Source organism: Ichthyenterobacterium magnum (assembly GCF_003610635.1).
Classification (GTDB): Bacteria; Bacteroidota; Bacteroidia; order Flavobacteriales; family Flavobacteriaceae; genus Ichthyenterobacterium; species Ichthyenterobacterium magnum.
Genome location: NZ_RAQJ01000001.1, coordinates 1,009,477 through 1,032,392, shown reverse-complemented (window position 1 = coordinate 1,032,392; position 22,916 = coordinate 1,009,477). Strand labels below are relative to the sequence as shown.

20 protein-coding genes are annotated in these 22,916 nt (G+C 30.6%); 9 read left to right on the top strand and 11 right to left on the bottom strand.

What is annotated here, in order from left to right:
- Positions 1-71 precede the first annotated feature (71 nt).
- Positions 72-1,763 (top strand): ABC transporter ATP-binding protein, encoded by a 1,692-nt coding sequence (locus tag BXY80_RS04910; protein ID WP_120200080.1) that lies wholly within the window; start codon positions 72-74, stop codon positions 1,761-1,763.
- A 318-nt stretch (positions 1,764-2,081) separates the two neighbouring features.
- Here the strand turns inward: BXY80_RS04910 and BXY80_RS04905 are convergent, their stop codons facing one another.
- From BXY80_RS04905 to BXY80_RS04885, 5 genes are all read right to left on the bottom strand, one after another.
- A complete protein-coding gene (locus BXY80_RS04905) occupies positions 2,082-2,735 on the bottom strand; it encodes a 3-oxoacid CoA-transferase subunit B (protein ID WP_120200079.1) in 654 nt (217 codons plus the stop codon).
- A 5-nt stretch (positions 2,736-2,740) separates the two neighbouring features.
- Positions 2,741-3,442, bottom strand: coding sequence for a CoA transferase subunit A (locus BXY80_RS04900; protein ID WP_120200078.1), 702 nt, complete (start codon positions 3,440-3,442; stop codon positions 2,741-2,743).
- Positions 3,443-3,513: 71 nt separating this feature from the next.
- Positions 3,514-5,856, bottom strand: a complete 2,343-nt coding sequence (locus BXY80_RS04895) for a penicillin-binding protein 1A (protein ID WP_120200077.1) — start codon at positions 5,854-5,856, stop codon at positions 3,514-3,516.
- 2 nt (positions 5,857-5,858) lie between these two features.
- The gene (locus BXY80_RS04890; protein WP_120200076.1) at positions 5,859-6,368 is read right to left on the bottom strand and encodes a gliding motility lipoprotein GldH; all 510 of its coding nucleotides are present in this window, start codon (positions 6,366-6,368) and stop codon (positions 5,859-5,861) included.
- The gene (locus BXY80_RS04885; protein ID WP_120200075.1) at positions 6,355-7,527 is read right to left on the bottom strand and encodes a PSP1 domain-containing protein; all 1,173 of its coding nucleotides are present in this window, start codon (positions 7,525-7,527) and stop codon (positions 6,355-6,357) included. Before BXY80_RS04885 ends, BXY80_RS04890 begins: the two co-directional genes overlap by 14 nt.
- A gap of 254 nt (positions 7,528-7,781) precedes the next feature.
- Between BXY80_RS04885 and BXY80_RS04880 the strand changes: the two genes are divergently transcribed.
- Entirely contained in the window at positions 7,782-9,188 is a 1,407-nt protein-coding gene (locus BXY80_RS04880; protein ID WP_120200074.1) for a peptidoglycan DD-metalloendopeptidase family protein, read from the top strand.
- Positions 9,189-9,221: 33 nt separating this feature from the next.
- On the opposite strand, the gene trhO is transcribed toward BXY80_RS04880, so the two are convergent.
- Positions 9,222-10,286, bottom strand: coding sequence for an oxygen-dependent tRNA uridine(34) hydroxylase TrhO (gene trhO, locus BXY80_RS04875; RefSeq protein ID WP_120200073.1), 1,065 nt, complete (start codon positions 10,284-10,286; stop codon positions 9,222-9,224).
- A gap of 435 nt (positions 10,287-10,721) precedes the next feature.
- Between trhO and recA the strand changes: the two genes are divergently transcribed.
- From recA to BXY80_RS04855, 4 genes are all read left to right on the top strand, one after another.
- The gene (gene recA / locus BXY80_RS04870; protein WP_120200072.1) at positions 10,722-11,726 is read left to right on the top strand and encodes a recombinase RecA; all 1,005 of its coding nucleotides are present in this window, start codon (positions 10,722-10,724) and stop codon (positions 11,724-11,726) included.
- A gap of 107 nt (positions 11,727-11,833) precedes the next feature.
- Complete coding sequence (locus BXY80_RS04865) at positions 11,834-12,247, top strand: hypothetical protein (RefSeq protein ID WP_147376100.1); 414 nt, start codon at positions 11,834-11,836, stop codon at positions 12,245-12,247.
- A 22-nt stretch (positions 12,248-12,269) separates the two neighbouring features.
- Positions 12,270-12,812: an RNA polymerase sigma factor gene (locus tag BXY80_RS04860; protein ID WP_120200070.1), complete on the top strand. Its 543-nt coding sequence runs from the start codon at positions 12,270-12,272 to the stop codon at positions 12,810-12,812.
- Positions 12,812-14,350, top strand: a complete 1,539-nt coding sequence (locus BXY80_RS04855; RefSeq protein ID WP_120200069.1) for a hypothetical protein — start codon at positions 12,812-12,814, stop codon at positions 14,348-14,350. Before BXY80_RS04860 ends, BXY80_RS04855 begins: the two co-directional genes overlap by 1 nt.
- An 80-nt stretch (positions 14,351-14,430) precedes the next feature.
- Here the strand turns inward: BXY80_RS04855 and BXY80_RS04850 are convergent, their stop codons facing one another.
- The 4 genes from BXY80_RS04850 to BXY80_RS04835 form a co-directional block, all read right to left on the bottom strand.
- Positions 14,431-17,082: a carboxypeptidase-like regulatory domain-containing protein gene (locus BXY80_RS04850; protein WP_120200068.1), complete on the bottom strand. Its 2,652-nt coding sequence runs from the start codon at positions 17,080-17,082 to the stop codon at positions 14,431-14,433.
- Positions 17,072-17,809, bottom strand: coding sequence for a GLPGLI family protein (locus tag BXY80_RS04845; protein ID WP_120200067.1), 738 nt, complete (start codon positions 17,807-17,809; stop codon positions 17,072-17,074). Before BXY80_RS04845 ends, BXY80_RS04850 begins: the two co-directional genes overlap by 11 nt.
- Before the next feature lie 10 nt (positions 17,810-17,819).
- A complete protein-coding gene (locus BXY80_RS04840; RefSeq protein ID WP_120200066.1) occupies positions 17,820-18,116 on the bottom strand; it encodes a hypothetical protein in 297 nt (98 codons plus the stop codon).
- A gap of 155 nt (positions 18,117-18,271) precedes the next feature.
- Positions 18,272-19,012, bottom strand: a complete 741-nt coding sequence (locus BXY80_RS04835) for a lysophospholipid acyltransferase family protein (RefSeq protein WP_120200065.1) — start codon at positions 19,010-19,012, stop codon at positions 18,272-18,274.
- 99 nt (positions 19,013-19,111) lie between these two features.
- Here BXY80_RS04835 and trpS point away from each other — a divergent pair, with 99 nt between their 5' ends.
- Positions 19,112-20,080 (top strand): tryptophan--tRNA ligase, encoded by a 969-nt coding sequence (gene trpS / locus BXY80_RS04830; RefSeq protein ID WP_120200064.1) that lies wholly within the window; start codon positions 19,112-19,114, stop codon positions 20,078-20,080.
- Between the two features lie 18 nt (positions 20,081-20,098).
- On the top strand, positions 20,099-20,578 hold the full coding sequence (locus BXY80_RS04825) for a hypothetical protein (protein ID WP_120200063.1): 480 nt from the start codon (positions 20,099-20,101) through the stop codon (positions 20,576-20,578).
- 73 nt (positions 20,579-20,651) lie between these two features.
- Here BXY80_RS04825 and dprA read toward each other — a convergent pair whose 3' ends face one another.
- Entirely contained in the window at positions 20,652-21,755 is a 1,104-nt protein-coding gene (dprA, locus tag BXY80_RS04820) for a DNA-processing protein DprA (protein ID WP_120200062.1), read from the bottom strand.
- A gap of 104 nt (positions 21,756-21,859) precedes the next feature.
- On the opposite strand from dprA, the gene BXY80_RS04815 reads away from it, so the two are divergent.
- Positions 21,860-22,837 (top strand): HU domain-containing protein, encoded by a 978-nt coding sequence (locus BXY80_RS04815; RefSeq protein WP_120200061.1) that lies wholly within the window; start codon positions 21,860-21,862, stop codon positions 22,835-22,837.
- Positions 22,838-22,916: the final 79 nt, after the last annotated feature.

The window sequence follows — 22,916 nt, the reverse complement described above, 5'->3', positions numbered from 1 at the left end:
AAAATGCATTGATATAATTTTTGGTTACGGTTTTTCCGTAATTAAACTGGAGAAAATGACTACATTTACCTATGCAAAATGAAAATTTACTTAGCATAAACAACTTATCTATTTCTTTTTTTTCTAATAAAGAAGAAAAAGAAATTATACATGATATTTCATATTATTTAAATACAAATGAAATCCTTGGAATCGTTGGTGAATCTGGCTCAGGAAAATCTGTATCATCACTTGCTATACTTGGATTATTACCAAAGCGAATATCAAAAATTACTAGTGGCTCTATCCTTTTTAATGAACAAGATTTAACACAGTTATCCAACAAGAAATTTCAAGAAATAAGAGGTCATACCATTGCTATGATATTTCAAGAACCAATGAGTTCTCTAAACCCATCTATGACTTGCGGAAAACAAGTACAAGAAATTCTATTACAGCATACTAACTTATCAAAAAAAGAAGCAAAAGAAGAAACTGTTTTACTTTTTGAAAAAGTAAAATTACCATTACCTGAAAGAGTATACAATGCATATCCGCATGAAATTTCTGGAGGACAGAAACAACGCGTTATGATTGCAATGGCTATAGCTTGCAAACCAAAAATTTTAATTGCAGACGAACCAACTACTGCTTTAGATGTTACAGTACAAAAAGACATTATTTTACTTTTAAAACAATTACAAAAAGACGAAGACATGAGTATTATTTTCATTTCTCATGATCTTTCTTTAGTCTCAGAAATTGCAGACAGAGTTTTAGTTATGTACCAAGGTAAAATTGTTGAACAAGGTAATGTTAGTGATGTTTTTAAAAACCCAAATCATACATATACTAAAGCTTTGTTAAGCTCAAAACCATCACTAAACAATCGCTTAAGGCGATTACCTACAATTAAGGATTATCTAAATGAACAACCTAAAGCTGAATACATCACAAAAGAGCAACGTCATGAATCTCATGAGAAACTTTATGAAGGTTCTCCATTATTAGAGGTTGTTAATCTAGAAAAAGAATATATTTCTAAATCTGGATGGTTTTCTAAACCAGAATCCTTTAAAGCAGTCAATAATGTAAGCTTTAAATTATTTGAAGGCGAAACTTTAGGATTAGTAGGAGAATCTGGTTGTGGAAAATCAACTTTAGCAAATGCTATTTTATTATTAGATAAAGCAACTAAAGGCTCAATACTTTATAACGGAAAAGACATTACCAAACTATCTAAAATTGAAACTCGTAAGCTAAGAAAAGACATACAAATTATTTTTCAAGACCCTTACGCATCATTAAATCCAAGAATTTCTGTAGGCAAAGCTATTACGGAACCCATGAAAGTTCATAATATTGGTACAAATGATATACAACGAAAAACACTAGTTTTAGATTTACTCGACAAAGTTGGTTTAGACCATTCTTCTTTTAATAGATATCCACATGAATTTTCTGGAGGACAACGCCAAAGAATTGGTATTGCCAGAGCTATTGCTTTAGAACCAAAGCTTATTATTTGTGATGAGTCTGTATCTGCACTAGATATTTCTGTTCAAGCACAAGTTTTAAACTTATTGAATGATTTAAAAGAGAACTTTAAATTTACATATATCTTTATTTCACATGATTTAGCAGTTGTAAAATATATGTCTGACCAACTCATTGTTATGAATAAAGGAGAAATTGAAGAAATGGCAGATGCAGATATTATCTACGATTCACCACAAAAAGAATACACTAAAAAATTAATTCATGCTATCCCAAAAGGATTATAGCATGAATATTTTTTTAGTTAAGGTTAAGATATTTTTAAAAAGTCTTAAAGTACTTTGAAAACTTGAAAAAAACTTGTTTTCAAAAAAAGTAGGTTTTGGTAGATTTGGGGCAATTTGATTCATAAGTTAAAAATTCATGATAGATTTGGGGCAAATCATAAATTAGGTTTATGGTAAATTTGGTTGTTTCGATTTGGTTTAGCTAATATGTAACATATTTTCAATTAATCAGCTAAAAAGCACAATAAATCGATGAAATGCATTAAATTTTAACATTTAATGCATTTAAAATAGATTTTTCCTACAAATTTATTGATTTTAAATTTTCATTTCTGGTATATCACCTTCAATAATCAATGTGCCTTCTGTGGCATTTTTAATATCTTCAACCGAAACACCTGGAGCACGCTCAAGTAATTTAAACCCATTAGCAGTAACTTCTAATACCGCAAGGTTTGTAACTACTTTTTTAACGCAGCCTACACCTGTTAAAGGTAGCGAGCATTTTTTAAGAAGTTTAGACTCTCCTCGTTTATTTGTATGCATCATAGCCACAATTATGTTTTCTGCACTTGCAACTAAGTCCATTGCGCCACCCATTCCTTTAACCATACGCCCAGGGATTTTCCAATTTGCTATATCTCCATTTTCTGCAACTTCCATTGCGCCAAGAATAGTTAAGTCTACGTGTTGACCTCTAATCATTGCGAAACTTAAAGCAGAATCGAAAAAACTAGCTCCCGGTAATGTTGTTATGGTTTGTTTTCCTGCATTAATAATATCTGCATCTTCATCGCCTTCAAATGGAAATGGCCCCATTCCTAAAACCCCATTTTCACTCTGAAATTCAACTTCTATATCTTCTCTAACATAATTAGCAACTAAAGTAGGAATACCAATACCAAGGTTTACATAGTATCCATCTTGAACTTCCTTTGCTATACGTTGTGCAATTCCGTTTTTATCTAACATAATTCTTAATTTCTTTGTCTAACTGTTCGTTGCTCTATTCGCTTTTCGTAAGCCTTTCCTTGAAAAATACGCTGCACAAAAATTCCTGGAATATGAACTTGATTAGGGTCTAAAGTTCCAACAGGAACTAACTCTTCTACCTCAACAACGGTTGTCTTTGCTGCACCACACATGTTAGGATTAAAATTTCTAGCCGTTCCTTTAAAAATTAAATTACCAGCTTCATCACCTTTCCAAGCTTTAATGAATGCAAAATCTGCCTTGAATGCATGTTCTAATACATACATTTTTCCGTTAAATTCTCTAGTTTCTTTTCCTTCTGCTACTTCTGTTCCAAAGCCTGCTGGTGTGTAAACAGCTGGAAAACCCGCTTGTGCTGCTCTGCAACGTTCTGCTAAGGTTCCTTGTGGAATTAATTCTACATCTAATTCACCTGAAAGCATTTGCCTTTCAAATTCATCATTCTCACCTACATAAGACGATACCATTTTTTTTATTTGATGCTTTTGAAGCAATAACCCAAGCCCAAAATCATCTACGCCTGCATTGTTAGATATACATGTAACACCTTTTACATTAAGCCTTACTAACTCTGCAATAGAATTTTCTGGAATACCAGACAAGCCAAAGCCTCCTAGCATAAAAGTCATATTGTCTTTTACACCTTGTAAAGCTGTTGTTACATCAGCAACTTTTTTACTAATCATTTTTATAAATTTTGTAGTCGAAAATTACGAAATAAAAAAGCCATTCTGAAACGAATGGCTTTGGTTTTTTTTTAGAAATCTAATACATCTTTTAGTTCATCAACGGGATTACTATCTATTAAAGCATCTTCATCTCGTTTACTACAATCTACTTTTATAGATAAGTCGTTAGGTTTTTCGAAATTACCTTTAGAAATACCCAACTCAGCATCTTCATAACAGCTTTTCATATACATTCCCCAAATTGGCAAAGCCATAGATGCGCCTTGACCATATGTGATAGTTTTAAAATGAGCTGCTCTATCTTCTGCTCCTACCCAAACACCGGTTACTAAATTAGGAACCATACCCATAAACCAACCATCACTTTGGTTTTGTGTAGTACCTGTTTTTCCTGCAATTGGATTATCAAAACCGTAAGGATAACCTGTGATTATCTCTTTATATACAGGTACTTTAGATGCCCAATTATGCCTTAAACGTTGTCCTGATCCACTTTCTGTAACTCCTTGCATTAAATTAACGGTAACGTATGAGACTTCTTCACTTAATACATCTCTACTTTCTGGTGTAAATTGGTATAAAATTGTTCCGTTTTTATCTTCAATGCGAGTTACCATAACTGGCTTATTATAAACACCTTTATTTGCAAAGGTTGAGTAAGCTGCAACCATTTCGTAAACACTTAAAATCTCTGTTCCTAATGCAATTGAAGGTACCGCTAGAATATCTTCCTCTACGCCAAGTCGTTTAGCCATATCGATAACTGGTTGTGGCCCAACTTTATCCATTAAACGTGCTGTGATTGTATTTACTGAATTTGCTAACGCTGCCTTTAATGTTAAAGAGCCATCATATCTTCCATCAGAGTTTTTGGTAGTCCAAGGTTCTGGGTTTCCAAACTTATTAGCTTCAATAGTGATTTGCTGTCTTGGCAATGTATCACAAGGTGATAAGTGTAATTGATCTATTGCTGTTGCATATACAAAAGGTTTGAATGTAGAACCTACTTGTCGTTTACCTTGTTTTACATGATCGTATTGAAAATGTCTATAATTCATGCCGCCTACCCAAGCTTTAACATGACCTGTTAGCGGATCCATAGACATCATTCCTGGATGTAAAAATGATTTATAATAACGCATAGAATCTATAGGCTTCATAATTGTATCAACCTCTGAAGCTTTTCCGTCTTTCCATTTAAAAACAGTCATTTCTGTTGGTTTATAAAATGACGCTTTAATTTCTTTATCTGTTTTTCCTTTTTCTTTTAAAATCCTCCAACGTTCACCACGCTTCATAGCGTCATTCAATAATTTATCTATTTCAGATTTATCAAGTTCTAAAAAAGGTGCTGTAGGATTTCGTTTGGGTGTATTTTGGTTATCAAATTCGGCTTGAAGTCTCGGCATATGTTTTTGCACAGCTGCCTCAGCATACTTTTGCATTCGGGAATCAATAGTTGTATATATTTTTAATCCGTCATTATATAAATTATACTTTTCGCCGTTTTGTTTTGGATTATTTTTAATCCAATCTTTCATAAACTTATTAAGATATGCTCTAAAATAAGTAGCAATCCCATCACGATGTGATTGAGGTGTATATTTTATATCTAACTCCGTACTTTGAAGTGAGTCTTTAATTGTTTCGGTTATATAGTTATATTTCCCCATTTGTCCCAACACCACATTACGTCTATTTTTTACACCTACAGAATTTCTTCTAGGGTTATATAATGAAGAGTTTTTAAACATGCCAACAAGCATGGCAGATTCTTTTAAGCTTAAATCTCTAGGTTCTTTATTAAAATAAATACTAGAAGCACTCCTAATACCATCTGCATTATTACCAAAATCGTAGATGTTAAAATACATCGCTATAATTTCTTCCTTTGTATATTGACGTTCTAAACGTGTAGCAATAATCCACTCTTTAAATTTTTGAGTAAGTCTACTAATTGTGCTTTTAGAAGCTACTCCAACAAATAATTGTCTAGCCAATTGTTGAGAAATCGTACTGGCTCCACCTCTTTTCCCTAAAAAGAAAAAAGCCCTTAAAGTCCCTACAGCATCAATACCAGAATGGTCTCGATAACGTGCATCTTCTGTTGCAATTAACGCATCAACTAAATGTTGTGGTAGCTCACTATAATCAACAGGAGTTCTGTTATCTTTTAAATAAAATTTACCAATTGTTTTAGCATCCGAAGAAATAATTTCTGTAGCTAGGTGTGTTGATGGGTTTTCTAATTGTGTGTGGTCTGGCAACTCACCAAAAACACCCCAAGAAGCTAAAAGAAATATTAAAATAACTGCTAAAACACCTCCCAAAAAGGTCATCCAAAACCAACGTACATACTTAGAAAAATCTAAGGTTGTAGCTTGTTTTTTCTTTGCTGTTTTTTTAGCCATAATTAATTTGTTTGTAACTGTTCTACTCTAAACCCAATATCGGTAATTCCTTCAAGGTTATCAACACCATTAACCTTGCCATTCTCTCTCATAGCATGTTGAATGTTTACTTTATATATACCAGATTCATTAAAAACAAAAGGGTTATCGTCTTGCCCTTTATACCATAATTTATTTTCTTTTACATCTGTAAAACCAACGCCTAAAAGCTTTCCGTCAGGTTGTGCCATCTGGTATTCTAAAGTGTCTTTTATTGTTTTTCCGTTAGGAAAATCTATATCAACAATTAAAAACAAATTACTGTATTTATAATCGTTAGTGTTTCTAAGATTTACAAATAAGTTATAGGCATTTGTTGAGTCTGGAGGTGTAATATTAAATGAGATTATAGAATCTTTATGCCATTGATTTGGTACAGATTTATACTCATCAAACACTCTATTAGAATCACAAGAACTAAATACTATTAAGCATACTATTAAAGTAGTAATCCAGCAACTATTTTTTAGCATTGTTTCGTGGCTTATTATTTCGTCTTTGTTTTCCTCTATTATTTTTACGTTTGTTTTTACGTTTTGGACTATCAAATCGTGTTAAACTATCTTGACCAACAACGTTTTCAAACTCAACTTTAGTATCTACTAACAACAATGCAGCATACTCTTCTAGGCTAGCAACTTTTTGCTTTTTCTTATTTTTTTCAATAATTTCATTTGCCTGCTGCGTAGTTAATACGTGCCAATTCATCCATTCGCCTTCATAGGCATACCACATATGTCCTTTAAATATATCGGTTTTTTGACATACTGCTGTTCCTTTTTCTGTGTATAGTTTTGTATCTGTTTTAGGAAATGCTTTTAATGCATCTAGATAAGCATCTAACTCATAATTTAAACAACATTTTAATTTACCACATTGCCCTGCAAGTTTTAATGGGTTTAATGATAGTTGCTGATATCTAGCTGCAGATGTGCTTACTGATCTAAAATCTGTTAACCATGTAGAACAACACAATTCTCTTCCGCAAGATCCAATACCACCTAGTCGAGCCGCTTCTTGCCTAAACCCAACCTGTTTCATTTCTATTCGCGTTCTAAACTCTTTAGCAAACACTTTAATCAACTCTCTAAAATCAACACGTTCTTCTGCTGTATAATAAAATGTAGCTTTACTTGCATCACCTTGATATTCAATATCTGAAATTTTCATTTTCAGATTTAAATCAATAGCAAATTGACGCGCTTTAACTTTCATTGGTTCTTCTTTATCTCTTGCTGAAGACCAAATATCTATATCTTTCTGACTTGCTTTTCTGTAAATTTTTAAAACACTCTCCTTATCATCAATATCAACTTTTTTACGTTTCATTTGAATTTTAACCAATTCTCCTGTTAGTGTAACCATCCCTATATCATGACCAGATTGAGCTTGAGTAGCGACAATATCACCAATGCTTAATGATAGATTTTCTGTGTTTTTATAATACTGTTTTCTTCCGTTCTTAAAACGCACCTCAGTGCCTTTAAACGGTTCTTCTCCTTGAGGTAATGACATGTTAGAAAGCCAATCAAAAACCGTAAGTTTATTGCAACTATCTGTGCCACAAGTGCCATTGTTTTTACATCCTTTTGGCTGACCGTCTTTTCCAGTTGAGCAACTGTTACAACTCATAAAATATATATAAAATTCGTTATAACTTATAACGAATGAAGATTAGTAATTTATTTAAAACGTAAAGATAAGATTATTTATTAAGTAGAGAACATACGTACTCACCAGCACCTTTAAAATATAATATATTGATTTCTATTGTTTTACAATTTGTTTTTGTATCTTTATTTTCTTCCTAAGACGCATTGTTTACTATACTTGCTCACTTTTTTAAATAAAAGCGATATTAATTTGTAACCTTAAAACTCATAATTATGCTGTCTAAAATTACACTATTCTTTTTTACATTCCTTTTTATAAATTTTGGAAATGCACAAATCTTTAATGAGCCTTCTGGTGGCGGAGAATATGTCTTTAATGAATCTCAAAAACCTTGTTTAACTCCTGCTCAAAGATTAGAGGTGAAAAAATTATTAAAAAAAAACACTTTACTATTAAGATCTCAAAATAAATTAACCTCAAATGTTGAGTATAGAGGCAATCACCCCTTATTTATTTGGCCAATACAAAAAGCTGGTGGTGTTACTTTTAATCATGTTTGGTCTATTTCTGGCTATGTTGATCATAATATTAATCCTAATGCATTACTAGATTATAACTGTGGCGCAACCACTTATGATACTCCAACATATAACCATCAAGGTCTAGATATATATACTTGGCCTTTTACTTGGAAGTTAATGGATGATGATAGCGTAGAAATTATTGCTGCAGCTACAGGTCAAATTATTGCTAAAGGTGATGGTCAATTTGATAGAAGTTGTAATTTTAACAACAACCCATGGAACGCAGTATATGTTCAACATAGTGATGGTAGTGTGGCTTGGTATGGGCATATGAAAAATGGGTCGCTTACTTCAAAAAATGTAGGCGATATAGTTACTCAAGGTGAATATCTTGGTATTGTTGGGAGTTCTGGAAACTCAACTGGACCTCATTTACATTTTGAAGTTTATACAGATGACAACTACACTCAGCTAGTTGACCCTTATTCTGGAAGTTGTAATAATATGAATGGTGATTCTTGGTGGCAAAACCAAAAACCCTATAAAAACCCAGGAATCAATGCAGTATTAACACATAGCCAAGCTCCTAATATCTTTCCTGCTTGCCCTACAACAGAAACACCATATATAAATAATGACTTTGAAACTAGCGACACAATATATTTTGCTATTTATCTAAGAGATCAGACCGCTGGTGATATTATAAACCTTGAAATTATTAGACCAGATGGTTCGTCTTTATTTGGTGTTTGGGATGTCATAGTCGGCCCTATGAACACAGCTTCATCTTGGTACTATTATTGGTATTATAGTGGTTATTTTGATATGGAAGGCGAATGGAAATGGCGAGCAACTTTTGGTGGAGAAACAATTACTCATAATTTTAATGTAGGAACTTTGAGCCTAGATGAGAACGATTTTAGCGCAACTTCAATATACCCAAATCCTTTTAAGGACATCATTAACATAAAAACAAGTAGTAAAGTTATTAATGTAGAAATTATAGATATCTTAGGAAAAAAGATTAGAGACATAACTAATGACACAGAAGGCATTTCAACATTAAACCTTGAAAATCTTTCTAATGGAGTATATTTCTTATCCTTAAAAAATGACCTAAATCAAAAGAAAACAATTAAGGTTCTTAAAGAATAAACTAAAAAGGCTCCTAATAATTAGGAGCCTTTTTTATTTAGATTGCGATTCAAATATATTTCTTAAATCCTTTTTAAAAGGTAAGTGATTCGCTCTTCCTTTTTTAAATATATCATTACTATTACCTTGTCCTTTACGAAGTGCTTTTTGTTCCTCATATGGCAATTTATTAATCTCCATACAGTTTGCTGAGCAACAGTTTTCCATTTGCTCTTTACATTCGTTACATTGAATAAATAATAGATGACAAGCTTCATTTGCACAGTTAGTATGCAAATCTGCAGGTTTACCGCATTGATGGCAGTTGGCAATTACATCTTCAGAAATACGCTCAGAGCGCCTTTCATCAAACACAAAGTTTTTGCCTAAAAATTTATTCTCAAGACCTTTTTCATTAATCTGACGCACGTAGTTTATAATTCCGCCTTCCAGTTGGTATACGTTTTTAAATCCCTTATGCTTGTAGTATGCACTTGCTTTTTCGCAACGGATGCCTCCAGTACAATACATGACTAATTTTTTGTCTTCTTTGTGCGCTCTTAAATCTTCTTCAATCAAATCTAAAGATTCTCTAAACGTATCAACATCTGGAGTTACAGCATTTTTAAAATGTCCTATTTCACTTTCGTAATGGTTACGCATATCAACCAGAACTGTATTTTTGTCTTCAATTAGTTCATTAAATTGTTCTGCCCCAACATGTATTCCTTTATTTGTTACATCAAAAGTTTCATCTTCAAGTCCATCAGCAACAATTTTATTACGCACTTTCACTTTAAGTTTTAAAAACGCAAAATTATCATGCTCTACAGCAATATTTAATCTCACATTTTCTAAAAACGAAATCGTGTCTAGGTGTTTTTTAAAAGTTTCAAAATTCTCTGCAGGAACAGAAAGCTGTGCATTAATGCCTTCTTTAGCTACATATATTCTTCCTAAGACATCTTGTTGATCCCAGGCTAAAAACATATGATTCCTAAAAATTTGAGTGTTACCAATTTTGGCATACTTGTAGAAAGAGATTGTTAAGCGTTCTTTTCCAGCTTTTTCAATAAGTTCTGCTCTTTCTTTATTACTTAAGTTGTTGTACAGTTGCATGCTATACTAATTTTTAAGGTTAAAGATTTATTTTGTGCAAAGATAATACTTTTAAGTGGTTTATTTTTTTAAAATAAAAAAGCACTTTGGTCTTTCCAAAGTGCTTTTTAGGCTAACTCGTTATCAATATTTTTAAAATGTTCTTAAAAATATAATACGAGTTAGCCACCATCGGCTTTACAGTTGCCATTTACACTTACAGCAGCTGAAACACCTAATGCGTTGTTAAAAATAATTTTCTTAAAAAATTTCATCTGTCGTATTTTTTAAAAATTCAGATGGAATATATCGTCCTAAAACGATTTCTTTCATAGCAAGATTTTCCAATCTCAATTAGTAGATGCAAAAAGAACAAAAAGGTTGCGTCATAAAGTTGAAAAAATTAAAAGATGTCGTATTTTAGCTGTCATATCAATTAAGAAAAAGCACACACAAATGAGTAGTGAAAAAGACGCAAAACTAAAAGCATTAAAGTTAACTTTAGATAAATTAGATAAGGCTTACGGAAAAGGAACAGTAATGAAAATGAGTGACCAAGCTGTTGTAGATGTCGACGCCATTTCTTCTGGTTCACTTGGTTTAGATATCGCATTAGGCGTAGGTGGATATCCACGTGGTAGAGTAATAGAAATTTATGGCCCTGAATCTTCTGGAAAAACAACGTTAACACTTCATGCTATTGCTGAAGCGCAAAAAGTTGGAGGTATTGCTGCGTTTATTGATGCTGAGCATGCTTTTGATCGTTATTACGCAGAAAAACTTGGAGTAGATATAGATAATTTAATTATTTCTCAGCCAGATAATGGTGAGCAAGCTTTAGAGATTGCAGATAATCTAATTCGTTCTGGTGCTATAGATATCGTTGTTATTGATTCTGTTGCTGCATTAACACCTAAAAGTGAAATAGAAGGTGAAATGGGAGATTCGAAAATGGGTTTGCATGCACGTTTAATGTCGCAAGCTCTAAGAAAGCTAACGGGGTCTATTAGTAAAACTAATTGTACAGTTATTTTTATTAATCAATTACGTGAAAAGATTGGAGTCATGTTTGGAAACCCAGAAACTACAACTGGAGGAAATGCTCTTAAATTCTATGCCTCTGTAAGATTAGATATTAGACGGTCTACTCAAATTAAACAAAGTGATGGTAGTGTAGCTGGTAATAAAACTAGAGTTAAAGTTGTTAAAAACAAAGTTGCGCCTCCTTTTAAGATGGCAGAATTTGATATTATGTATGGTGAAGGCGTATCAAAAGTTGGTGAAATACTAGATATTGCTGTAGAACATGAAATCATTAAAAAAAGTGGGTCCTGGTTTAGTTATGACGAAACCAAACTTGGGCAAGGTAGAGATGCCGTAAAAAGCTTGATTAAAGATAACCCTGAACTCATGGATGAGCTTGAAGGTAAAGTAAAAGAAATAATAAAGACTAACGCTTAAAACCAAAAAATCTCATTTAAAATGAGATTTTTTGGTTTTAAGACGCAACCTTTGTAATAATAGTGCATCTACATTCTGTAAAGGTATATCCTAAATCTATTTATTCTATGAAAAACATAAGTTTTCTGTGTCTATTTATCATAGCACTTTTATCCTCTTGTAGCACAGAAGTGACTGGGCCTAATTTTTATTATGAAATTTTACCAGTAGAAACAGTTACTATTCCTGAAGAATTTGCATATGGAGAAACTTATGAGATTTCACTTTCATACTTAAGACCATCAGGATGTCATGTTTTTAATGACTTTTATTACTTAAGTGAAGAAAACCAGCGTACTGTTGCTATAGTTAATACTGTTTACACTGATGAAGTCTGTGAAACATTTACAAATGAAGAAGTAGAAGTTTCTTTTAATTTTCAGGTTAATAATATGAGTCCATATGTGTTTAAATTTTGGCAAGGCGAAGACGAAAATGGCAATGATTTATATTACATAGTAGAAGTGCCAGTTACAGAATAAATTAACTAAATACCTAACCAATGTGAGTTTAGAGCAACTCATAGAACAATGTAAAAAAAATGATGCTAAAGCTCAAAGCCAAATATACAAGCTCCATGCGAGTAAACTATTTTCGCTTTGCTTAAAGTATTCGAGAAATTATGCCGAAGCAGAAGATAATTTGCAAGACGCATTTATAACTATTTTTAAAAAAATAACACAGTTTAAAAATAAAGGGTCTTTAGAAGGTTGGATGAAGCGAATTACCATTAACACTGCTTTACAATGTTATAGAAGTGTTGGTGTATTTGATATTATTAATGAAGATCAAATAGAAGACATAACTGTAGAAATAAATGAAGATGAAATAAGTATCGATTTTTTGTTAGAGATAATTCAAGAATTACCAGATCGTTATCGATTAGTATTTAATTTATATGCTTTAGATGGTTATTCTCACAAAGAGGTTGCTGAAATGTTAAACATTTCAACAGGAACCTCAAAATCTAATCTAGCGAGAGCTCGATTAATTTTAAAAGAAAAAATAGAAAAATACAAAGCGAATTTAAATTCGCAAACATTATAATGAGTGACAAAAAACATATAGATAGGCTTTTTCAGGAGAAGCTAAAAAACTTTGAAGCTTCCCCAAACGATGCTGTTTGGGACAATATAGAAAAAGAGCTACATAAAGATAAACGTAAACGAAGAGTTATTCCTATATGGTGGAAATTAGCTGGAGTTGCCGCAATTTTAGCTTTGCTTTTTACAGTTGGTAGTACTTTTTTTAACGATTCATCTAACAATACTATACAAACAAACCCAATTGTAAATACTGAAAACTCAAATTTAGATACTCAAATTTCTAATACAGACAATGTTAAAAACCCTTCAGAAGAACTAAACCTAAAAATAGTTACAAAAGAGAATAATGCCATAAATAGTAATAAAACAGAAGCTAACAGTTTAAAACTTACTTCTAATACTTCAGAAAAGCATAATAATGAAATTGCTAACAAAAGCTCTAATACTAAAACAAACAATCAAAACACTGATGCTATAATTAAAAATTTATATGCTAAATCACAGCATTATAAAAATGAAACTACTACAGATAAAACAAAAATTTCTGTAGTGAAAAACACTTCAAATCTACCTAAACCTAACATTACTCTAAAAAGTAAATCAGAGATTGATGCTCTTATTAACAAAGAGCAAATCCATGAGAAATCAACAATTACTGCTATTGCAAAAAACGAAGAAAACCTTGAGGAAGAAGAAAATTTAATACTTGAAGAAAAATTAGAAGACCTCAAAAAAGAGACTTCTATTGAGGATGCAATTGCTAATGCCAATGAGAAAGAAGAAGATGAAAATGAAGAAAAATTAAAAAGATGGAGCGTATCTCCAAACGTTGCTCCCGTGTATTTTAACTCTTTAGGAAAAGGCTCATCAATCGATCAGCAATTTGTAGACAATTCTAAAAATGGTGAGATAAATATGAGTTATGGTGTTGGTGGTAGCTATGCCATAAACAAAAAACTAAAAGTACGAGCAGGAATTAATAAAGTAGCGTTAGGGTACAACACTAATGACGTTATAGTTTACAACAGTACAAACGCCTCATTTGTTGGAAACTCTTCTTTTGAAGGAAATACACAATTAAGAAATATAAAATTTAATGGTAATACTCAAAGTACAAATATATTAAGTAGTGAGTCTATAAGCTTTATAGCACTACCTCAGGTATTAGCAGAAAATGTAAAATCTTCTTTAGACCAACGTATTGGTTTTATTGAAATTCCTGTTGAGGTAGAATATAATATTATCAATAAAAAAATTGATTTGAATGTTATTGGAGGTTTCAGCACATTATTTTTAGACAAAAACGAAGTCTACTCAAATGTAAATGGAAACAGTACACTTATAGGTGAAGCTACAAATATTAATAGTACGAGTTATAGTGCAAATTTTGGTATTGGTGTTAATTATAATGTGTCAGAAAAATTAAAAGTAAATCTTGAGCCTATGTTCAAATATCAAATAAACACATTCAATAACAGTTCTGGTGATTTTCAACCATATTTTATTGGCGTGTATACAGGTTTAAGTTTTAAATTTTAGGTTTTTTAGTTGGTTAGATAGTTATTGCAAATACGCAATACAAAAAAAAGCTGCTCTCTGCAAGAGCAGCTTTTTAATTGCTAAAATTTGAATTGAACTGATAAAAGCATAAACCTTTCTTGTAAATTATGTTGAAAAACTGACCTTGAAAAATCTGAAGTATTTATATTTTGATAAATTTGGTTATTAAGTAAATTGTTAGCTTTAATTTGGTATTCTATTTTACCTTTTTTTGTTTTATATCTAACCAAGGCATCTAAAAAGAAATCGCCTGAAATATTAGAGTTTAAATTTGGATTAAAATATTGGCTATTAATAATAAAATTAAACCCTTTTTTATTATACTTTATTTTAAAATCATTTTGAAAAGTTGCAAATACATTTGATGTAGCATTAGTTGTACTAAAAGTATTATTGATAAAAAGTGCTTTATTCTCAAGGTTAAATGAGCCTTTTAGTCCTGTTCTAATATGAAACTCTCCTAACAGAGATTTACTTTCATTTTTTCTTAATCCAGAAGTATTAATTATATTTTGATATTTACTAATAGAATAAGAACTGTTTATGTTAATTGTAGATTTTAAAAAGTGTAAATACTTTTCAAAATTCAATCCGAAATTTAAATTTTTATTATTTGTAATATCAACTATCGATGTGTAAAAATCAGTATTCTCATTTACATTAAATTTATTAATTAAACCATACTTACTAAAATTATAAGACGCATAAATATTAAATTGAAATAGATTGTAAAAATCATTTATTCTATAACCTAAAGTAGATGAATGATTATTAAACAGCTTAAATTTAAAATCGTTATTTAAATAAGCTCTATTGTTTGTTAAAATTAAACCAGAAAAAACAGTATTGGGTTGTGGTACTTGGTTAGATAATCTATAATCTGTATAAAAGTTAGCTTTACTATTAAAAAAATAGTTTATAGATATTGATGGGTAAGTAACAAAAGTAGATATATTTAAATTTGTGTCTAAATTAACATCATCTAGCATTACATTAAATAATCTATTGCTTAAGTTGGCTATAAATTGCCATTTATTAATTCTAAGTTGATATCTAAAATCCGCATAAGGCACAGATAGTTTATAGTAAATATTGTTTGATAATAACTGGTTATTAATATTAGATCCTTGTAAACTTGAATTAACGAAATTTTCTATAAAATCATATCCTAAAGAAATTGAATATTCACCCTTTGGGGTTTTAGACAACAAAGAAGATTGTATTTCAAACTTGTTCTTTTTAAAATTAATGTTTTGTTTTAAATTATTTATTTCATTTAATACATTGACATTTTGAGGGATTTTATTTGTCGAAATATTTGTCGAGATTTGAAAAACATTACTATTATTAATACGATATGTATACTCTAAATCATTTTTTAAAAACAAATCTTCACTTTCTATAATATTATCAAAACTATTATTATTATTAAATCCACTTGATGTGTTTTTAATATTTTGAGAATCTAATTTTCCTATAGAAGTCAAACGTGATTTTTTATTAATTTCATATATTAAATCATACTCAAAAGTATGTATTAATGGTCTCTTACTAATACTCTTTTGGTTTGAAATATTTATCTGTTCATTATCAAAATTATAAATAGTACTTATAGATTCATTTCTAATTAATTTATCCTTGAAAATATTGTAATTAAGCTTAAAAGAGGTTTTTTTATTAAATTTAAATAGCGAATTAAGGCTTCCAAAAACATTATTGTTAACTCTGGTTCTATTATCAGGCAAGGCTGAGTTAAATGCATTATTACTGACCAAATTGGAAGTTCTTTGGTTAATTTCATTAGCTTTTGATAAGTCAAAAGTATTTGATAAAAAATTATAAGGGCTATAATTTTCTCCAATATTATTGTAACTTAATGTAGAAAACCCTTTTAGTTTTTTTGATACAGAAATAACATTGGTTTTTAAATACTTTTTGTTTTCTATGCCTAAACCAATCTCTGCGTTTCCAGAAATATCCGTAACCCCTTTTTTTAGCATTAAATTAACCGCAACATCTTGAGAGCTTTTAATACCTTTTAGCAATGGGTTTGTATTGTAATCTTCAATTGCTTGTACGCTTTCTACTATTTCAGAATCTATATTTTTTGTGCCTACTGAATAGTTTTCGTTAAATAAGTTATCTCCATCTAGTAGTACTCTAGTAACTTGTTTACCTTTAAATTTTATTAAACCACTGTCTTCTACTATAATTCCTGGAAGTTTTTTTAGTAAATCTTCAACAACACGTTCACTTCCATCTTTAAATTCTATAAGATTATAGATTGTAGTATCTTTCTTTACTATTATGGGTTTTTTTTCACTTTCAATATAAACTTCATCTAATTCGGTGAGTCTTTGTTGTAAACTAAAATTTAAGGTATACTTATTTTTACTTTTCTCTAAAATAAGTAATTCACTTTTTGGTAAATGGCTAATAATTGAAGTTTCAATACGTAAAGAGTCTACTTTTTTTGGCATTTCAATAGAATAGTATCCACTTTCGTTAGTTGAAGTAAAATCAATAAGATTCCCTTCTTGCGTTTTTACTAAAATATTTACAAAAGGAATTATTTGATTTGTTACTTTCTCTGTAACTACTCCTTTTATAGTATGTTGTGAAAAACACGTTGTTTTTAATAAAAAAAATAGAACCATAATTGATATTATGGTTCTACTATTAAATAAATATGCTTCTGTTTTATTCTTCAACTAATACTTCAATTTGTCGTTTTGGTAAAGAACTTGTTCCTCCATTTGGGCTCGTATAATATAATAATTCATTATATTTCTTATTATACTCTTTAATATAATCATTCCAAGTTATCGATAGATTTTTTAAGTTAGGTCTATGAAGATTTGTAGCTTCATTTTTAAGTTGAATTTTATTAGCTTTAATTTCAAAAACATTATCCAAAGATGCAACTTCTAAGATAACTCCTGGTAAGCCTGAAAACTTCCATGGCCCAGCATTAAATGGTAGTTCCGTAGTAAAATAAGCGACATAATCTCGCCCTCTATAATTCACATTGGCTTTTTGACATTTATATCCCAAAATAGATTTATATTCAGTAAGGAAGTTCCACTTAAATACAGCCATAGTGTCTCTAACAATAAAGGGTTTTAAGCCTATTAATTCAACACTATAAATGTTTTTACTTTTTAAATCTTTATAAATTTTAGGGTTTACTTTTGACTTTATATTATAAACAGTTCCTTCCTCTCCACTTTCTTGGCTAAGAGTTTCTTTATTGTTTTCATTAAAGTTCATTTCATATATAGAATGTATTTGATTTGCAATTAAAGTAGAATTAATAGTTATTCTAGAATATGTACCTTCTAATTTAGTTGAATAACTATATTCAATATTTAATGTACTATTATTCTGACCATAACACAGCATAGAAAACATTAAAAAAAAGCATATTTTAAACTTCATACTTCAATTTTTAAAATTCCTTTAAGGCGTTGTTTAAAGCCTCAATAGCAGCTTGTGCATTTGCAATATAGTCTTCTGCTTCATTTGTTGAAATTGAACATGCGAGAGATACCGCTGCTGGTCCAATTCCAGAAATACAATTAGTAAATGTTTTAACAACTCTTCCATTGTAAGTCACACTAGCTGTACAACAAGATTGTAGTTGAAATAGCATATTTTGTTTACTTTCAATGTTATTATTTTCACCAGTACTTGAAAAGGAAAACAAAAAGAATGCCATAACAAATAAAACAAGAAATTTTTTCATAATAAAATAAAATTTATAAGGTTAGTATTACATCAAATGTGAAAAAAAAAAGACTATTAACAAAATTAAAAGTGTTAAACATCAATATTTAACACTTTTAAGTAGTTAATAGTTAATTTGTTACGGTTTTTCCGTAATTGTTTTTGGGATTTTTCTTACTTTGTCTTTGTGAGAGTGAGAGTTTTTAGTACGATGTCTCTTACCTCTTTATTAAGCTGCTTTGTATCTTCAACTTTCAACCCTTCAGTATTTATAAACTTATGAATTTTCACTCGCATTCTCCCAGGACCACCACTAAAAAATGTATAAGAAAAACGCTTTTTATTATCTATAAATGTAATTGGAACAATCTGTATTTGATGATTAATTGCCATTCTAAAAGCACCATCTTTAAACTTGTCTAAAGCAATCTGTTCTTCAGGAACGCCGCCTTCTGGAAAAATACAAATACTCATGCCTTGCTTAAGTCGCCTTTGTGCGCGCAAGAAAACTGCTTGCCTACTCTTTGCGCTGCTTCTATCAACCAAAATACTTGTACGCTTATAGAAAAACCCAAATAAAGGGATTTTTGCCAATTCTTTTTTTCCAACAAAAACAAAAGGATTCTTAACCGCAACCAGCATAAGCATAATATCTGCCATAGATGTGTGGTTAGCAACAAACATATAGCTTTTGTTAGGTTCTGGAATTTGTTCTCGTTTTATCTTGGTATTAAAACCCATACCAACTAAAATAAATTTTGCCCAAAAACGAGCAAGCTTAAAAAAGAAAGGATACCAAGACTCCTTTAAAATTGAAATGACAAGTAGCGGAAATAAAATAAGAATAGGTAATGCTACAAGAATATAGAACCATATGCGATACAAAACCCAAAAGATATATTTAAATACAATCATGCGCTTCAAAACTACTTAAATTTTGTGTAAAAAAATTACCTTTGCGACTATAAGAATTAAGTTGAATTAAAAAAGATTCCCATTTTCTTGGGAAATATTATGGCAAGAATACTTACAGGAATTCAAAGTACAGGAACACCTCATTTAGGAAATATTTTAGGCGCAATACAACCCGCTATCGAAATATCAAAAAACGATACTAACGATTCGTTTTTGTTTATTGCTAATATGCATACACTTACGCAAATTAAAGATGCAGCAACGTTACGTTATAGTACCTATTCTGTTGCTGCTACTTGGTTAGCGTTTGGATTAGATGTTGAAAAAACAGTCTTTTATAGACAAAGTGATATTCCGCAAGTAACTGAGTTATCTTGGTATTTAAGTTGTTTTTTCCCTTATCAACGCTTAACTCTTGCTCATAGTTTTAAAGACAAGGCTGATCGATTAGAAGATGTTAATGCTGGCTTATTTTTATACCCAATGTTAATGGCTGCCGATATATTATTATATGATGCTGAAATTATTCCTGTTGGAAAAGATCAATTACAACATATTGAGATAACCAGAGATGTCGCTTCTCGTTTTCATAATAAAATGGGAGACACTTTTGTGTTGCCAGAAGGAAAAGTTCAAGAATCGACTAAATTAATCCCTGGAACAGATGGTCAAAAAATGAGTAAAAGTAGAGGTAATACTATCAATATTTTTTTAGACGACAAAAAATTACGTAAACAAATCATGTCTATTGAAACGGATAGCACACCGCTAGAAGACCCAAAAGATTGGAAAACTTGCAACTGTTTTGCCCTGTACAAACTATTAGCTTCAGAAAATAAAATTAATACCATGAAAGTTAATTACGAAAAAGGTGGTTACGGTTACGGCCATGCAAAACAAGCTTTATTTGAGCTAATACTTGAAAAATTTGCCCCACAACGTGAACGTTATAATTATTATATGAACAACCTCAACGAAATAGACGATGTATTAGCCATTGGTGCTAATAAAGCAAAAACTGTTGCTAACAATGTTTTAAAACGTGTAAGAGAAAAAGTAGGTTATTAAATTTTACTAATAAATAACATGAAAATTCAGTTCGTAGAGAAACAAAAATTCACGCAATGGTGGATTTGGTTGATTTTAATCGGACTTGGGTTATTTACTGTTTTTGGAATTGTTAAACAGCTAATTCTTAAAGAACCATTTGGAGACAAACCAATGTCGAATATAGGAATTATCATTTTTTCAATATTTATTTTTGGATTTATATACTTCACTTATTATATAACATTAATTACCCAAATTAATAATGATGGAATAAAAATGAGATTCGTTCCATTCATAAAAAAGGAAATAAAATGGAACGAATTAAAATCTGCAAAAATTGTAAATTATGGTTTTGTAGGATATGGAATTAGACTAGGAAGTACGTATGGAACTGTATACAATATAAATGGTAATAAAGGGCTTGCTTTAGAATTAACTAACGGAAAAAAATTCGTCATTGGAACCCAAAAACACAATGAGTTAAAAGATGTTATTGAAAAGTATTTAGTTAGTTAATAATAAAGAAAATGAGTAGCTTACCTACTATACTTATTATAAAATAACACTTACACACTATCGTTACAATTCTTTAAACAAGTTCAAATAGTTTTCCAGGTAATGGCCTAATCACACCTTTTAATTCCATATTTAATAGTACGCTTGCTACTTTAAATATTGGTAATTGACACTCTAATGCAATAACATCTAACAATTGTTTATTGTTAGTTTTAAGATAATTATAAATTAATTTTTCTTCAGTATCTAGTTCAACAAACAATTGCTTTTGTACTACTGGTTGTTTACTGTCTTCTAGTTTCCAATTTAAAATATAAGGCACATCTAAAGGATTTGATAACACATGTGCTTTTTGATGCTTAATTAAATTATTACAACCAATACTTTGGCTATCTGTTGTACGGCCAGGAACAGCAAATACATCTCTATTGTACGAATTTGCAATATCTGCAGTTACTAAGCTTCCACCTTTTTCGGCAGACTCAATAACAATTGTAGCTTCGCTAAGTCCAGCTATAATTCTATTTCGTTTTAAAAAATTATTCCTGTCAAATGTATCAGTACTCCAAAAGTCTGTTAAAAAGCCTCCATTTTTTTCAACTTGAGCAACATACTTTTTATGTACAGATGGATAAATTTGATTTAGCCCATGAGCTAAACAACCAATAGTTTGTAAATCATTCTTTATAGCTGCTTTTTGCGCAGTGATATCTGTTCCGTAAGCAAAACCAGATACAATAACTGGATTAAAAGGTTTTAACGCTTCAACAAGTTTTTCACAAAAAGCAATTCCGTAAGTTGTAATTTTTCGAGCACCAACAATACTAATAATTCGTTGTTGTTTTAAATTAACTTGTCCTGACTGAAACATTAAAACAGGTCCATCAATACAGTGTTTTAATTTTTCAGGATATTCATTATCTGCAAAATACAAACACTCTATATCGTTTTCTTTAATAAATAGCAATTCTTTTTCTGCTTCTTCAAGGTGAATTTTACTATGCAAATCATTTAAAGTTATAGTGCCAATACCATCTATTTTAAGCAGGTTTGCTTTCTTTTCTTTTAAAACTGCTTCTGCAGAACCACAATAATTAATTAGCTTCTTAGCAGTAATATCTCCAATTTTTGGGATATGCTGCAGCGCTAAAACATAAAGTAATTCATCCTCAGTCATTGTAAAAATTTGATTTTGAGTCTACAAGAAACTACTTTTTATGATGTTAATAAATAGTTAGGTTGAATTTTTATTCGTAATCAAAAAAAATTAACTTTGTTTTTATGCAATTAGAAACTTACATAAGCGATTTATTATATAGATATGACTGTGTTACTGTTCCTGAATTTGGAGCGTTTTTAACAGAACGTGTTTCTGCAAAAGTACACGAGACAACTAACTCTTTTTATCCTCCCAAAAAAGTGTTGTCATTTAATGAGCAATTACAACACAATGATGGTTTATTATCTAGCTACATTGCTGAAATTGAAAAAATCCCATATGAAGTTGCAGTTAAAAAACTTGCAAAACACGTTAAATCTGTAAAATCATATTTAATACAAGGCGAAACCCTAACGTTTAACAACATTGGAGAAATGCTATTGAATACTGAAGGAAAGATTGTATTTACGCCTTCTTATCATGTTAATTATTTAACTGATGCTTTTGGGTTATCTCAATTTGTGTCGCAAAATATTGCTCGAGAAGTTTACAAAGAAAACGTTGAAGCACTTGAGGAAGCAATTCCTGTAGCTATTACACCTGAAAAACGTGCTTCGACAAGCTCAGCAACAATTTGGGCAGGCTCAACAACTAAAAGACCATACTTAAAATATGCTGCTGTAGCTTTAATTGCACTTACAATTGGTGGTTTTACAGCTTCAAATTATTATGTGAATAAAGTTGATGCACATAACCAAATTGCGCAAGAAGAAGCAAATGAGCAGCTAGATGCTAAAGTGCAAGAAGCTACATTTATTATTAGTAGTCCATTACCTGCTGCAACACTTTCTGTAGAGAAGCAAAGTGGTAATTATCATATTGTTGCTGGCGCTTTTAGAGTTGAAAAAAATTCAGATAAAAAAGTACAACAACTTAAAGACAAAGGCTACAACGCTCGAAAAATAGGAGTGAATAAATATGGTCTTCATGAAGTTGTTTATTCTAGCTATGTTGATAGAATAGAAGCATTGCGTGCTTTACGTCAAATTAAAAGAACACATAATGCTGATGCGTGGTTACTCGTTAAAGCCTTAAATTAATTCTCATGTTTTTTGTTTTATAACATAAATCTTAGCTTTAAGATTTAAAATCGTTATACCTTTGCGCTATTCTTAATTT